The following is a 15687-nucleotide window of genomic DNA, read 5'->3' as shown; positions in this document are numbered from 1 at the left end:
ATTTAGGTTAACGTAAAGCTATGTAAAATTTATTGAGCTAGACCATTAAAAACTAAAGATACTGATATAATTCAGACGCAACAAATTCAGCAATCCAAGGTTGTGCTTCTGGCTTTGGGTGTAAGCCATCATTCATCATCCACTCTGGTTTTAAAATGATGTGCTCAAGAAAGAAAGGCAGCAATGGAACTTTATGTTGCTCAGAAGTCGAAGTAAAAACAGATTCAAATTGTTGGTTATAACGTTTTCCGTAATTTGGCGGGATTCTAATTTGCATCATGACTGGTGTTGCACCAGAAGCTTTTACTTGTTCAATAATACTTTGTAAATTAGAAGACATAAGTTTAGGCGGAAAGCCTCTTAAACCATCATTCGCACCTAATTCAATTAAAACTGTGTCTGGTGTGTGTTCTTCTAATAACTGAGGTAAACGGGCTAAGCCGTTTCCTGTTGTATCGCCAGAGATACTGCCATTAATCACTTTTACTGATTTATCGTGTTCTAGTAAAGCCTCCGGCAATAAGCTTGGCCAGCTTTGCTTAATATCCATGTTGTAGCCAGCACTTAAGCTGTCACCAAGGATTAGTAACGTATTCGTCTGCGCCAGAGACGTAGCGGAAAATAAGAAAAATAATAGAAAGGAAATTAGTCTAGTCATGCACACATCCATAATTAAAGCTGAAGCTGTTTCGAAGACAGTGTCTACTAATCAAGAACATTTAACAATCTTAGAGAAGATCAATATTGATATTCTAGAAGGTGAAACGGTCGCTATCGTCGGTACTTCAGGTGCAGGTAAATCAACACTAATGACGTTACTTGCTGGGCTAGATGTTCCCACTACAGGTGAAATTAGCTTACTTGGTCAAGCACTCTCACAGCTTGATGATGAAGCAAGAGCGAAAATTCGTAGTGAATCGGTTGGGTTTGTGTTTCAAAGTTTCTTATTGATCCCAAGCTTGTCTGCATTACAAAATGTGACCTTACCTTGTTTGTTAAAAGGTGAAGATGAAAATATTGAACGCGCGACAGCATTATTAGAATCTGTTGGATTGAAAGACCGAGTGGATCATCTTCCTTCTCAGCTCTCTGGTGGTGAACAACAAAGAGTTGCATTAGCAAGAGCGTTCATGATCAAACCTAAAATCCTGTTTGCCGATGAACCGACAGGTAACTTAGATCAGCAAACCGCTGCAAAAATCGTCGAATTACTATTTGAATTGAATGCCCATCACGGCACAACTTTAGTGCTGGTTACACATGATCCTAAATTGGCAGAGCGTTGTCAGCGCACGTTAAAGATGCATTTAGGCAACATAGAGGAAGTGTAACGTGAATTCATCCAAAGGACTTAATAAGCGCCTGTTCTCATGGAGTATTGAAGAAATACGTCATGGGCAATTATGGCCAGTATCAATAGCGTTAACTCTAATTATTGCCTGTGTGTTTGCATTGTCTGCACTTGCAGAACGAATGGAGCAAGTAATAGTTAAGCAGGGAAAAGATGCGCTAACCGCTGATAGTGTGTTTGTGTCGGCAAATCCTATTCCTGAACAGTTACTAGATTTATCTCAAGTTAACCAACTCGAAAGCTCTCAACTGACTCGATTTTCTACCATGGCATTTAGTGATAATGGTATGCAGTTAGTGACGGTTAAAGCGGTTGATAGTGCTTATCCATTGCGTGGCGAAATGCTTCTAGAGTCAAATAGCCAGCAAACAAATGAAGTGCAAGCAGAGGAACTTTGGCTTGATGAACGCATATTTTCGCAATTAGAAGTTAAAATTGGTGACATTGTCACTATTGGTGATGCGGATTTAGCTATTTCAGGACGTATTGCTCAAGAGCCTGGTTTGAGTTTTAACCCATTCCAACAAATGCCTTCTGTTCTTATCCATAGTTCAGATATAGAGAAAACGGGTGCTATCCAACCGGGAAGCCGAGTTCGCTTTAGCTTGTATCTAAATGGTGATGAATCGACACTTAAAGCCATTCAGGATCAAGTTGAATTAACCCCAAGTGATCGTTGGCGCACGCAAGATACAGCAAGCCGTACCAATGAGATGTTTGAAAGTACGACTCAATATCTGTCTCTAACCGTTGCTATTGTTGTGATCATGGCGGCAGCTACTTTGGTTCTTACATGTCAACACTATGTGGCAAGCCGTAAGAAAACCATTGCTATGCTAAAAAGCTTAGGGGCGAGTAAGCAGTGGATTATTAAGTGGCTTTCAGTACAAGTTGCTTTATTGGTTGCTATTGCTGCGGTTCTTGGTGTCGGTATCGGCATAGGGCTAGAAACTCTGCTTAGAATTCCATTAGGTGACTTACTGCCAAGCCCTTTACCTAGTTATGGCTTTGAACCTGCTTTACTTGCGATTTTGTCGAGTATTCTTATCGGTGTTCCTGCGCTTGGAATTCCATTGTTTGGATTGGTTAATACATCTGCTATCAGTGTTATTCAATCGGGGCATAAATCAGCGGAGGGCATGAAAAAGTATCTACTATTACTTGTGCCTGTTCTGCCAATGCTTGCAATGTATGGTGATAATTCCTTGGTATGGATTGTATTGGCTGGAATAGTTGTTTTATTTCTTCTTTTAGCATCTGTCAGTATCGGTGTTCTAAAGGTGCTATCTAAATTGCCAGTATCCACGGCAATGAGATTAGCGCTAAGTCGAATTAACAGAACCCCTTTGGCTACAGGAATACAGTTTGGCTCGCTGGCTTTATCCTTGATGCTACTTTCTATTATTTGGTTAGTAAGAAGTGATTTACTTACCGATTGGCAGCAGACCTTGCCAGAGAATGCACCCAATGCTTTTGCTTTGAATATTGCTGACTATGAAAAAAACACATATTTAGAAGTATTAGATTCTAACGAGATCGAACGTTCACAAGCTTTTCCAATTATTCGAGGTCGTTTGGCCAATATTAATGGCGTGGAAGCAAAAGAGTATGTAAATAACTCAGAAAATACCGATGCATTAAGTCGTGAATTGAACTTTACGTGGGGTGAAGCATTACCTGAATATAACGATGTGATTGAAGGTCAATGGACGCAAGAAAATGGTGTCTCGATTGAATCTGAAGTCGCAAGCGATTTGGGTTTAGAAATAGGGGATACATTATCGTTTACAATTAATAGTCAAACGTTTGAAGCAGATGTGAACTCTATACGTAAAGTCGAGTGGCGAGAAATGAAGCCTAACTTTTACTTTATATTCACCCCTGACGTTCTAAGTTCAATTCCATCAACTTGGCTGGTAAGTTTTCGATTAGAAGATATGCATAATGCAATGCTTAGTGACTTATCACGAAACCATCCAACCGTAAGTTTGATGGACATTCGTATCATGGGCTCTAAGATCCAACAGTTACTGCAACAAATCGTTTGGTCAATAACAGTGTTAGCGGCGCTAGGTGTGGTTGCTGGCTTGTTACTTATATTTACCTTACTGCGATTGAGCCTTTCTCAGCGTCAGCAAGAAATACGTTTGTATCGAACTCTAGGGGCGAGTAAGAAGCGTATTTTGAACACTATCTGGTGTGAATATGGAGTAATGGCTCTAGTGGCGGGTAGTATCGCAGCATTAGGTGCTGAACTTAGTGTGGCCGGGGTCATGAATTTTGGTTTTGAACTCTCTCCAAATGCGCATCCAATGCTGTGGCTAGCTTTACCTGCTTTAACATTTATTACACTAGCGGCAGTTGTCAACAGTTTGATAAAACGACTGTTAGTCCCTGTTAATAAAGACTTTGGTTAATGTGTAAATAATCTTATCAACAGTTATCCACAAAAACGGTGGATAACTTTAGGGATAAGTTAGTCGGGTATTCTAACAACTTACACGGCAGGCTTTATGTGGCGTTACTTCCGGCTTTTATTGTCGATTTAACGCCCTTAAAATCGAGTTGTTTGGGAAATGAGTCAAGAAATATTTCACTTTTTATATGCTGATAAAATGGTCGAAAGCTAAGACCTTGAAAAAAATGTGATTTAAATCATTTCAATTCGAAAGTAGAATAACGTCAGTTAATTTTGCCTTAAAGAACATGATGACTGACAATAAAACGGATAAAGTTCAACCTTCTATCGCCATCGTTGGTGGAGGTATTGCTGGAACAACAAGTGCAATTCATTTTAGTGAGCTAGGATATAGCGTCACTATCTTGGAGAAAGGCCCTAGCTTAGTTAATGGACCTCCAATTTGTCACCTTCATGCTGGTGGAAATCTTTATAGAGATATTTCTCAAGATCAGTGTTTGACTCTACTTAAGCAATCAATCGACACTATCCGGTTATTTCCGCATTCTTTGAATATTCGTCCAACTATTATCGCGGTCCCCCATTCTGATGGAGGAAACCCTGACGACCTTCTTCCTCGTCTTCATGTGATCCAAGAATCTTACAAAGCTCTTATCGAAAAAGATGAGAATAACCGCGTTCTGGGTTCTCCTGATGATTATTTCAAGCTATATGACAAAGAACAGTTACAAGTGTTAGCTTTGCGTACTCAGCCTAAATCACCAAGTACATTAGATGAATGGTGTATTCCTTTCGCTAAACACAGCAATCTCGAAACCTTGAAGTTTCCGGTAGTGATTGTTCAAGAATACGGATTAAGTGTTTTTAGGCTTTCTGCTGCGGCTCAACTTTCGTTACAAAAACAGCCTAATTGCCAAGTGCTAACCAATAGCCAACTGCTTTCTGTCGATAAAGTGGAAGCTGACACGAAACAATCTAGCAAACTGCAGAAAAGCGTACCTGGGAAATGGAAGCTGAGTTATTTAGATGATGAAGAAAACCTCCAATCTTTCCAATCCGATTACTTAATCAATGCCAGTGGTTTTGAAACAGGTGTTGTTGATGACTTCATTGGTTCTAAACAGCAAAGGCTGGTGGAATTTAAAGCTGCCTATATTACGAAATGGGAAGGTTGTACTGAAGAATGGCCAGAAGTTATTTTCCATGGACCTAGGGGGACTCCACAAGGCATGGCTCAGTTGACGCCTTATGCAGATGGCGTATTTCAATTGCATGGCATGACGGAAGGAATAACCTTGTTTAAAGATGGATTAGTATCGTCTTCTAGTGATTCTTCACAACCTAAATTGCCTGCTCGTTTACAAAAGAAAATTACATCTGGATGGACAGAAGAACAGCTTCAAGAAAGAACTGAGGCGGCAATTTCACATATGTCTCAATTTATCCCGACGTTCTCAAGTGCGTTAGTAGGCGGAAAACCTTTATTTGGCGCTCAGCAAATACCAGGTTCAGATCCTAGTTTAAGAGCCGCTGATGTTTCTTTTGCTGGGGATAATTACGCTCGACTAGAAGTGGTAAAAGCTTCTTCCACGCTCGAAGCTGCGCAAAAAATTGCGAAGCATTGGTTTGAGTTACCAATTAGTTCTGATATTGAAATCGTACATCCTAAAACAATGTTACTAAACTTGGAAAATGTAGAAACTAAAGCCGTACAACTGACTCAGGAAAGAGGTTACCCAGCAGCCTTGGCGATTGTGACTGGTGAAGTTCGTTAGCGGATGTTTGTTAGAGTTAACTCAATATACTTTTGGTTTTTCTTAACTACCTAATTAAAAAACGAGCCTATAGAGGCTCGTTTTTTGTATCTCTACACTATTCCTTGAAGAAAAGTAGTGGGCTGAAAGATAAGCTATTTACTGGAAGGTGATTACTAACTGGAAGGTGATTACTAACTGGAAGGTGACTTTACGGTTCAAGGCGATATCTAGTAACCAAAGAATTTAGCCCACTGGCACCACACATCTTGAAGACCCAACCGGTCACCTTTAACAAATGAAATTGAATGCCCAGGTTTTGCTTGAGCGAGCCTAGGTAAGTCAATACGGGCTATGCATCCAAATTTTGGATATCCACCAATCGTTTGCCTGTCATTCAACAAAATAATTGGTAGCCCATCTTGTGGTATTTGTATTGCACCAAGGGCAATACCTTCTGAAAGCATATCTAGTTTAGGTGATTCAATGGCTTCACCTTGTAATCGATAACCCATACGATTTGAGTTTTGGTCAACTTTGAATTCTCGGCTGTAAAAAGCTTGCTTGGCTTCTTCTGAGAAATATTGATTTTGATAACCTTCCACTACTCTTAATGTTACAGGTAAATTGTAATTAGGTTTAAAGCGGAAAGTTAACGATCGTGATTTATATTGAGTCGGGATCGGATGTTTAAAAAAATTGAGTTTCACATTAGCTTCGCAAGGAGCACCATTGTTCACTCCTCCAATTTTTTCGCGAACAACCGTCGAGCTGCTGCCCAGAGTTAGTGGTATATTAAAACCTCCTTTTATTGCAAGGTAAGCTCTTAAGCCATTCTTAGGTAAACCGAAAGACAGCATTTGTCCTTTATGAGCTATGAATGTACTCCAGTTACTTACTGGTTTGCCATCTAATTTGGCGTCTAAATCCCCACCGCAAATAGCCAGTTCGCAATCTTCATCAACGCGAATTTTTACCTGACCTAACGTAATTTCAATAACCGATTGATTCACTGGATTAGCAAGGAGATGATTCGCCCAACTGTATGCGTAGTCATCAACAGGTCCACCTTGAGTGAGACCCAAATGACTCGTTCCAAAACGTCCAAAATCTTGGATTAGAGTCATTTGCCCCGGCTTTATAATTGTTAATGAAGAAGTCGTCATTTATAACAAGCCTCCAAGAGATAGGAAATCTTCACGTGAAATTGCTTTGAATTTCACTTTAGCGCCAATTTTCAACTTAGAAATCGAATCTATATTTGCCAAGCATGTATCCGTGTTAGCGCGATTCAGGTGCTCTAAGTCAAATAATGGAATAGGGCAGTTTCCAATAACATTCCAACCGCCAGGAGATTCACTTGGGTAAACGGCCGTTTTGGTATTTGCAATTGCCACACTGCCTTTTGCTACTGATAAACGAGGAGTACTGTGCCTTGGCATCATAAGCTTTGCTGGCACATCAGATAAGAAACCAAAGCCTGGAGCAAAACCAATAGCGCTTACTGTATATTCAGGTTGTGTATGGAGCTTGATGAGTTCATCTAAGGAAACCCCTTTCTTTTCAAATCGATCTATATCTATGCCCGTTTCATGTGCGTAATAGACGGGTAAAACTATTAGCTCTGAAGGGCTAGCAGAAAAACCGGTTTGTTCAATACCTTGAATCACGTTAGTCAATTTTAGAATGAATTCATCTTCAGTAATACGGTAAGGAAGGTAGTCGACCAATATTGAATGATAAGCTGGTGTGACATTCATTATGACGTCTGAAAAATTAAAACGAATCGCATCAGCAATATGACCAACTCTTTGTTCTTTACCTGTTGTCTCTGCCTTAACTGTAAACGTAACCAATAAACTGCACTCTGCTATTGGCTCAATTTTAAAACTGGGTTGAATCATATCACTCACCAAATTTGATATTGCGTTGTAGGGAACTGAGCTATCGATTGATTGAACCGGAATGTAATTCTTGGCTGATTTTCTTTATTAATGCTATTGATTGAGGGTTATCACCATGAACACAAATCGTATCGGCTTCTAAATGAAGGCGCTCTTTATCTATTGTTGTGACACTGCCATAATTGATTAGCTGCATGACTTGATTATAGATATCATCACTGTGGTTGTGGACAGCATTAGGCAGGTTTCGAGATGCGAGTCGACCATTATTGGTATATGCCCGATCAGCAAAAGCTTCAAATAACAAAGGTAAATCATGCTTGTCAGCGATATCTAGATAGTTTTGATTATCTAAAGAAGAAAGAATCATGAGAGGGACTTGAAAGTCAGACACAGCATCAGCAATGGCATCAAACACTTCTAAATCATCCATCATGTCGTTATATAATGCACCATGAGGTTTCACATACTTTATTGACGTGCCATGGTAACGGCACAACGCTTCTAGAGCGCCGACTTGATATGAAATTAATTCAGATATTTCCGTTGGAGTATGGGCAATGGAGCGTCGACCAAAGCCGATAAGATCTTGATAACCTGGGTGAGCCCCTATTTGAGTATTGTAGTGCTGCGCCAGTTTTATCGTTCGAGACATTACATGAGGATCAGAAGCATGGAAACCACAAGCAATATTCGCCATGTCAACCCACTCCATGACAAGCTCGTCATCTCCCATTTTCCAATGTCCGAAACTCTCTCCCATGTCACAATTAAGTAATATCTTTGTTGTCACTTGTTCTCAATCCATTATTTTTACTTTATTAAGACATTCTAGCAATTAGCAGTATGAAACAGTGAGCCAATTCAAACTTTTCGACTTCTAATTTTACCAGAATGCCTTTCTGTATATAGTCACCAGCAAACCAAGGATAAATGCCTATCTTCACCTCAGGTTATACAATGAAACATTCATCTATATACGCTGCTCTAGCACTATTGCCTTCATTTTCTCTCTATTCTCAGGAGAACTCACTTGAACATTTAATGTCGATGAGTCTTGAAGAGCTATCTATGTTAGACGTAGAAATGGAAACAGCTTCCAAGGCAAAACAAAAGCTGTCGGACATTCCATCTTCTGTTTATGTTTTATCTAACGAGCGAATTCAAAGAAGCGGTGCAAAAACAATTGCAGAAGCTCTGGTGCTCGTACCTGGTTTGAAAGTGACAAAGTTTAATGAAACGTCATGGTTTGTTTCTACTCGTGGTTTTCATGATGGCTTGTATAACAAAATGCTAGTGATGATTGATGGTCGCAGTTTGTTTAGCCCTGTTTATGGCGGAACGTATTGGACTGATGTTGACTATATTCTGGCTGATATTGAAAGAATCGAAATATTAAAAGGACCTGGTGGTACTGTTTGGGGTGGAAACGCAGCAAATGGTGTGGTGAATATCATTACTAAATCGTCAGAAGACACGCAAGGAACTTATGTGTCTGCAGTTGCGTCTGCTGACGATAATTATGAACTCAGCGTTAGGCAGGGTTTAAAGTTTAACGAGCACCTTTTTGGGCGTGCTTTCTATAAATACAAAGAAGAACCTTCATACAAACCCAATGATACAGGCAATGAAATTTGGAAAGCGCAATCTGCTGGAATGGTGTTCGAGCCAACCAATTCAGATAAAAACTGGTCTTTAAGACTGGGCGGAGAAAAAAGCTCGTACCAAACAACTTCATATACCTATTACTATGACGATCAAGGTTGGTACGATTATTCTGCAAAGGATTTTGAAAATGAAAGCCAATCCATTTATGCCCAATTTAACGATCACTTAGACCTCAATCCTGAATCTGTCTTGTCCTATTCAATTTGGGGACAATACAATGATGATAATGCCTTGGACGCGCCTGGAAGTTACTCTACGGTTGATTTTGATTCTACACTCATTACACAATTGTCAGATAGCCACCAATTCACATTAGGTGGCGGCATTCGTTACATGCACCTGGATTTCTCATCTAGCCAAATTGATGATATTGATTTTTACAATGTTGATTATTATCGACGAGCCTATGATATAGAAACGGCTAATGATTTTATTACTAATGTATTTGTTCAATCTCAAATCTCATGGAATGAGCGTCTATCGACGGTAATGGGAGTCAAACTTGAACACTTTACTCAAAACTCAACGACCGAACTGTCACCACAATTACGCATATTATATAAGTTAGATGAAAAGCATTCTTTATGGAGTGGTGTGAGCCGCGCAGTTGTAGCACCCTCGTATATGGATTCAAACTCGGCTTACTTCCAAAACTCATATTATTATGATGAAAACCAAGGGTATGTTGATTACATCGCTTACTACGGATTAAACAGCGAACTAGATAATGAAAATGTTATCACTACTGAAATCGGTTACCGTTTCTTTAATGGCGAACGGTTAGAAGTAGATAGTACGGCTTTTTACAGTATTCACGGTAATGTTCGTCAACATAGCTTACAGAGCTCAAACAGCCAGGCTCCACATGTTATTAATGGTGTTTTAACTGATGACTACAAAGCCAGAACTTATGGCGTTGAAGTTGGTGCCACTTATAAGCTCACAGATAACTTAACAAGCTACTTTAGTTATTCCTATTTATCTGTGGAAGGTGAGCATAAGGGAGATGATCCTGAATCTAGTCCGTACTCTGAATCAACGCATGATATAGACAGTGAACATTTGGCGACGGTTCAGATCTTATGGAATGTCTTTGAAGGGTTGCAGTTTGATGTGCTCGGTAAGTATATGAACGTTAATTACCCTGATCATTATGTCACTTACACTAACGAAACAATAGATTGGCAGTCTTACCCACACGAATTGTCATTTGACGCAAGGTTAGGGTGGCAGAAGTCGAGTAAAGCCCCATTGTTCGAAGTGGTCATTGAAAATATTGGTAAGAAAAGTGGTTACCAAGCCGACTACGCAACCTATAAAGAAGCGAATCAAGAGTCCGTTTATGTAAGGATATCTCATGAATTTTAAGAGAGTATTTCTTGTATTAACCTTGCTTACTGTTTCACTTATTAGCTCGTGTAAAGTGTATGCAGCCAGCTTTAAACCTCACCAAGTAAAGGCTGTTTATGTGTTCAGAATGGCTAATTTTATTCGTTGGACTAATGAAGCTGAAATGAAGTCGCTTAATTTTTGTGTCATTGGTGATGATAGAGTTAAGAAAGTTCTTAGTACGATTACCAAAGGGCAAGTAATTCGCTCACTGCCTATAAAAGTGATATCTGGGCTGCGGTCAGATTGTCATGTCACATACGTTTCAGGGTATAAATCAAAATTTGAGCATGCTAAGTATGCTTCATCGCCGAACGTAACCATTAGCGATAACGAAGGTTTTACACAGCAAGGTGGTGTGATTGAATTGCAAACTGTGAGCAATCAGATCAAACCAAAGATTAATTTAGAAAATGCTCAATTAGAGGATTATACTATTGGTTCAAATTTATTGCGCATCGCAACAGTGGAGGGCAAGTAATGCTGTCATCCATAAAAAACCTATCCATAAAAAATAAATTATTTTTACCAATAATCATCTTTATCAGTGTTACTTTCATTACCATTCAGTGGGTAAATTACACTGTCACTTATGAACGCGAAAGAGATAACCTAGTCCAGCGTGTAAAGGTGTTAGCTAAAGGTGTTGCCTACAATCTTCAAGCAGCCATTCTGTTTGATGATAAAGAATCTGCAAATGAAATCTTGTCAGCTTTTAGTGCTGACAGAGACATTGTACGTGTGAAACTATTTGATACAGAACCACAGCTTTTTGCTATGTATCAGCAGCAAGATCGAATTCCGCCAGTACCAAATGAACAAGAACGAAATGAGATTAACGAAAAGCAGTTCTCAATTTCTGAACAGTATATTTTTCTACTGGTCCCTGTGGTTCTTGAACAAGAGGTTATTGCCCAGTTACGAGTAACCATATCCAAGCAAAGTTTCCAAAATATTTTCCTAGTTACACTCAAAACAGCGGGTATTTACTTAATACTGCTCTTATTGTTGGGAACCATCCTTTATAAAATAATCCAACGATTCATCATTGAGCCTTTATTTAACTTGAATGAGGGTATGCAAGCGTTTGTTGAAAGGCGAGAACGTACGAAAAAAATCACGTTAAACAGTAACGATGAGATTGGTGATTTAGTTCATGCTTTTAATACGATGCTGGAAAGGCTTGGGCAGCGAGAGAAACAAGTAAACTTTACTTTAGATAAGCTCGAACAAGAAAAGTCGTTTGCAAATGAAGTCATTGAAACCGTTCAGCACTCTCTTATCGTAGTTAATGAACATGGTGAAATCATTCACGCAAATGCGGCAACAATGGAAATTTTCCGTTGTACTTCAGCTTATCTTGAATGTTTGACGATTAAAGAGCTTATAGTGACTAAACAAGCTGATCTATTGCAGTCAGCCATTGATTCACATCTTGTTCTCAACGATCAACTCATTGAATCGATCGATGTGTTTAGCAGTAAACAGCTTTTACACATTAGTAGCCGTGCACTTTCCAAACAAGGTCAAACGCTATTTGCTATTCAAGATGTTACTGAAATAGAAACTGCAATGAATAGGCAAAAATTGGCAGCCGGAGTGTTTGAAAATAGCCAAGATGGATTGATTGTTTTAAACGCTTCAAATGAAATTACGATGGTAAACCCCGCGGTAACGAGTTTGCTTGGTTATGAAGCTAATGTACTGCTAGGAAAAACACCGTTTGAAGTGCTTCCTTGGCAACAGTTTACGTCCTTGATGCCGACAATTACGGATTCATTAGAAAACTTCGGACAATGGCAGGGTGAAGTATGGGAAAAACACAGTTCAGGTAAACTGATCCCAATGTTTGTCAAAATAAACCGAATTGTTTCAAATCAGCAACGTGGTGAGTTTGATATGGTGTTGACCTTATCAGACCTTTCTAATGTGAAAGAAATGGAACGCCTTGAACATCTCGCCCATCACGACGCACTTACAGGGCTTGCTAACCGTTCTCACCTCTATAAAACGTTAGATGAAGTTGTTTCTTCAAGCCAATATTCAGAAAATTATTTTGCCGTACTTTATCTAGACTTAGATGGTTTTAAGGAGGTCAATGATACGTATGGTCACGATGCTGGAGATGAAATGCTAAGACAAGTTGCGAGTCGCTTATTGTCTCAAGTGAGATCAGGAGATTTAGTTGCTCGATTATCGGGTGATGAATTTGTCTTAATAATTAAAAAGACTGACAAAGCGATGATGTCAGCTCTTGCGGACCGTCTATTAAGCATTATTACTGAAGAAGTAATTTACAGAAAACGCTCTTTAAAAGTAGGGGCAAGTATTGGAATTAATTTGGTTGAAAATGATGAAAGGGATTTAGATGTCATTTTAAAAGCCGCAGATCAGGCAATGTATGAAGCCAAGAAACAGGGTAAAGGTTGTTATGTTTATTCTTAATAAAATCAAACACTTATAGATCCCCTCTCTGGGTTTAGACCTAAATATCGTGGTTTACGTATATGAATTGATAGTCACCAAGAGGCTAACTACTAAGTATGTTGTGTCTGCAGGGAAGTTTTATCGAACCTAGAATAGTTAATTATGAAAGTTATCAAAAAGACAGCTTGGAAAGCCAATATTGATCTAAGTCGTAAAAAACATAAAGTGGCGGTTAAAAAGTATCATTAATCGTTCAATATGTTATTATCCGCACGATATATTTACGAAATGTTACCTTTTTACGGAGTTTGTAATGGAACTTGGTCTTATTATTGCTTTCATCGTTGCTTCTGCAGTAATGGTTAAGAAAGAGATGGCTGACAAATAATTTCACTTTTATACCTTTTTTATACATTTTTTAGTGAAATAGCTAAAAGCCAGCATTTATGCTGGCTTTTTTGTGTTTATGATTTAAGAAAACTTAGAATTGATAGTTAGCGGAGATACCGTAGTTACGCTCTGCTTGAGTGTTTTCTTTATAAAGTGCATCATCGCCACGGATATCATTCCAACGATAGTATTCTTTGTCCGTTAGGTTAAAAATACCACCACGGATTGTTAAGTTATCGACTGGTTTGTAATATGCCGTCCAATCAAGAACCGTTGCACTTGGAAGCTCAGCTTGTCCTGTGTTACCGCCATTATCATCATCGTTGTTGATGTCTGAACCTGACTTGCTGGCCGTGTAATTAACCTTAAAGCTTGTTCCCCATTTAGAGCTTGGTGCATCAAAGTTTAAACCAAGAACAGCATTCAATGGATTAACACTATTTAGCGCATAGCCATTCCCATCTTCACCTTCCGTATAAGCAGCAACAAAATGAGTTGAGATACCTTCAGGCGCACCAACTAACACATCCCACATCAAAGTATTTGAAAACTCGATGCCTTTAATTGTTGCTGAGTCTAAGTTTACATTAGAGTAATGCGTTGTTCCGCCGACTTTTTTCGTTACTACAGTCTCGATGAAATCATCATAATCGCTGTAGTAAGCTGCAACTTCTGTAGATGAAGCACCAGTGTTATGTCGGTAACCTAGCTCGTAAGAAATACTCTTTTCAGACTTAAGATCAGGGTTTGGATCGTTAACATAGCCATGAGCTGGGTTGTCGTAGGTGTAGTACAGTTCATCGAAAGACGGGGCTCGGAAACCTTGGCTTATTTGACCAAAAACAGTTCCTGTTTCAGTTACTTTATACGTAGAACCTAAACGACCGGTTACAGCTGAGTCTGAGAACTTAGTAAGTTCATCACCTGTATTGTTACCAGGGTCTGTCTCGAAATGGTCAAAGCGAACACCTGGAGTTAATACTAGTCTGTCATTGTTTAAACTGATTTCATCTTGTAAGAACAAACCAAATTTCTGCTCTTTAGCATCAGGTGTATAGACATACAATTTATCGTCTGTTGCCGGGTCAGAATTGTATTCCATGTTGGTATTACTGATATCGCTCTTAGTGTACGTAACGCCATAAACAAGATAGTGGTTATCAATTTCTTTATCTAACTGACTTTCAATTTCAAGTTTGTCTTCGGTATACACATAGTTTTTAGTTTGCATATTGTCGTTATTTGCAGGAACCCAAGGTGGCATACCTGGACCTGCAGGTTTAAAGCGATTCGTTACACCGTTTTCTTCTTTAGTGATGTAAGACACTTTACTCGTAATCGTGTCGGCTATTGCAGCGTCGGCAAACCAAATGTGTTTAATCGCGAATCTATTCTGCTCGGTATCATCTTCACCTGTATAAGTCGTGTAGCTAGAATGATGAATATCGGAATCAGAAGTGTCTTTAATCAGTTCAGCTAAAAACTCAATTCGATGATCATCGTTTAATTGGTATTGCAACTTTACTAATAAGTTATCAGCTGATGTATCTTGTCCTTCCAGACCATAGTTTTCTAGATCGTTAGGGTTTCTGAAGTTTTGCGTTTCTTCACCATCACGGCGTGTATAAGCGACTAGAGTTTCGAGATCGCCAAAACGGTTCGCTAGAGCTACATGTTCGCTAAAGGATTTATCTTCAGAAGAGTAAGATAATTTGACCTGCCCACCAATATCTTTGCCGCCTTTAAGGAAGTCGGCGGGATCTTTTGTTTCAAATGCAACAACGCCACCAATGGCATCACTACCATGCAAGCTTGATGCAGCACCTTTTATAATCTCTACGCTCTTAAGCATGTCAGGGTCAATTGAGATGCCACTTGAATTAATGAAGCTATATGGACCACCATCAAATGAACCTGGCTGTGATGAACCATCAACAAGAATCTTTACACGCTTACCTTCCATTCCACGAATGTTGATAGTTTGTGCACCTTGACGTGAGCTTGAGTTCATTGTTACGCCAGGAGTGTATTCAAAAATTTCGTTAACATCTTTAGCCATGCTTTCTTGAATAGCTTGGTCATTGATCACAGTGACAGATGCGGCAGTATTTTGAATCGTCTGATTTGTTCGAGTTGAAGATACTACAACTTCATCAAATAGGGCATAATCTTCAGCTTGAACAGAAGTTGTCGTGAGAGCTAATACAATTGAAGCTGAGAGTAGGGTGTGCTTATACATCTAATAATTACCTTAGTTCCGTAGTCTATTATTTTGAGCTGGTCGAATAATATTAGATCTAAATGATAATTACTATTGTTTGCATTTAACTTTATTAATAAGTTACACAGTTATTTAGCCTGAAATGTATTTAATTTATTGTTTAT

11 protein-coding genes are annotated in these 15687 nt (G+C 39.1%); 6 read left to right on the top strand and 5 right to left on the bottom strand.

Annotation, left to right across the window (positions count from 1 at the left end; translation table 11 throughout):
• Positions 1 to 52: 52 nt before the first annotated feature.
• Positions 53 to 658 (bottom strand): arylesterase, encoded by a 606-nt coding sequence (locus tag F0226_RS09400; RefSeq protein ID WP_171735406.1) that lies wholly within the window; start codon positions 656 to 658, stop codon positions 53 to 55.
• Between F0226_RS09400 and F0226_RS09395 the strand changes: the two genes are divergently transcribed.
• The 3 genes from F0226_RS09395 to F0226_RS09385 all read left to right on the top strand — a co-directional run bounded on the left by F0226_RS09395 (position 657) and on the right by F0226_RS09385 (position 5545).
• Positions 657 to 1331 (top strand): ABC transporter ATP-binding protein, encoded by a 675-nt coding sequence (locus F0226_RS09395; RefSeq protein ID WP_171735405.1) that lies wholly within the window; start codon positions 657 to 659, stop codon positions 1329 to 1331. The genes F0226_RS09400 and F0226_RS09395 overlap by 2 nt on opposite strands.
• Position 1332: 1 nt before the next feature.
• Positions 1333 to 3768: an FtsX-like permease family protein gene (locus F0226_RS09390; protein ID WP_171735404.1), complete on the top strand. Its 2436-nt coding sequence runs from the start codon at positions 1333 to 1335 to the stop codon at positions 3766 to 3768.
• A 292-nt stretch (positions 3769 to 4060) separates the two neighbouring features.
• The gene (locus F0226_RS09385) at positions 4061 to 5545 is read left to right on the top strand and encodes an FAD-dependent oxidoreductase (RefSeq protein WP_171735403.1); all 1485 of its coding nucleotides are present in this window, start codon (positions 4061 to 4063) and stop codon (positions 5543 to 5545) included.
• Between the two features lie 209 nt (positions 5546 to 5754).
• Here F0226_RS09385 and F0226_RS09380 read toward each other — a convergent pair whose 3' ends face one another.
• From F0226_RS09380 to F0226_RS09370, 3 genes are read right to left on the bottom strand one after another with little or no spacing between them, the layout of a single operon-like run.
• The gene (locus F0226_RS09380; RefSeq protein ID WP_171735402.1) at positions 5755 to 6690 is read right to left on the bottom strand and encodes a biotin-dependent carboxyltransferase family protein; all 936 of its coding nucleotides are present in this window, start codon (positions 6688 to 6690) and stop codon (positions 5755 to 5757) included.
• Positions 6691 to 7440 carry an allophanate hydrolase subunit 1 gene (locus tag F0226_RS09375; protein ID WP_171735401.1) on the bottom strand — a complete coding sequence of 250 codons (750 nt, stop codon included), beginning with the start codon at positions 7438 to 7440 and terminating at the stop codon, positions 6691 to 6693.
• Positions 7441 to 7468: 28 nt separating this feature from the next.
• Positions 7469 to 8221, bottom strand: coding sequence for a 5-oxoprolinase subunit PxpA (locus F0226_RS09370; RefSeq protein WP_171735400.1), 753 nt, complete (start codon positions 8219 to 8221; stop codon positions 7469 to 7471).
• Positions 8222 to 8388: 167 nt separating this feature from the next.
• Between F0226_RS09370 and F0226_RS09365 the strand changes: the two genes are divergently transcribed.
• The 3 genes from F0226_RS09365 to F0226_RS09355 are packed head-to-tail and all read left to right on the top strand — an operon-like array spanning position 8389 to position 12930.
• Entirely contained in the window at positions 8389 to 10464 is a 2076-nt protein-coding gene (locus tag F0226_RS09365) for a TonB-dependent receptor (RefSeq protein WP_171735399.1), read from the top strand.
• Positions 10454 to 10966 carry a YfiR family protein gene (locus F0226_RS09360; protein WP_171735398.1) on the top strand — a complete coding sequence of 171 codons (513 nt, stop codon included), beginning with the start codon at positions 10454 to 10456 and terminating at the stop codon, positions 10964 to 10966. The genes F0226_RS09365 and F0226_RS09360 overlap by 11 nt, the downstream gene beginning before the upstream one ends.
• Positions 10966 to 12930: a diguanylate cyclase gene (locus tag F0226_RS09355; RefSeq protein WP_171735397.1), complete on the top strand. Its 1965-nt coding sequence runs from the start codon at positions 10966 to 10968 to the stop codon at positions 12928 to 12930. Before F0226_RS09360 ends, F0226_RS09355 begins: the two co-directional genes overlap by 1 nt.
• 463 nt (positions 12931 to 13393) lie before the next feature.
• Here F0226_RS09355 and F0226_RS09350 read toward each other — a convergent pair whose 3' ends face one another.
• The gene (locus F0226_RS09350) at positions 13394 to 15541 is read right to left on the bottom strand and encodes a TonB-dependent hemoglobin/transferrin/lactoferrin family receptor (RefSeq protein WP_171735396.1); all 2148 of its coding nucleotides are present in this window, start codon (positions 15539 to 15541) and stop codon (positions 13394 to 13396) included.
• Between the last annotated feature and the right edge of the window lie 146 nt (positions 15542 to 15687).

The organism is Vibrio sp. 99-70-13A1, from assembly GCF_013114625.1.
GTDB lineage: Bacteria > Pseudomonadota > Gammaproteobacteria > Enterobacterales > Vibrionaceae > Vibrio.
The sequence above is the reverse complement of the archived record's forward strand: the minus strand, read 5'-3'. Positions and strand labels throughout refer to the sequence as shown.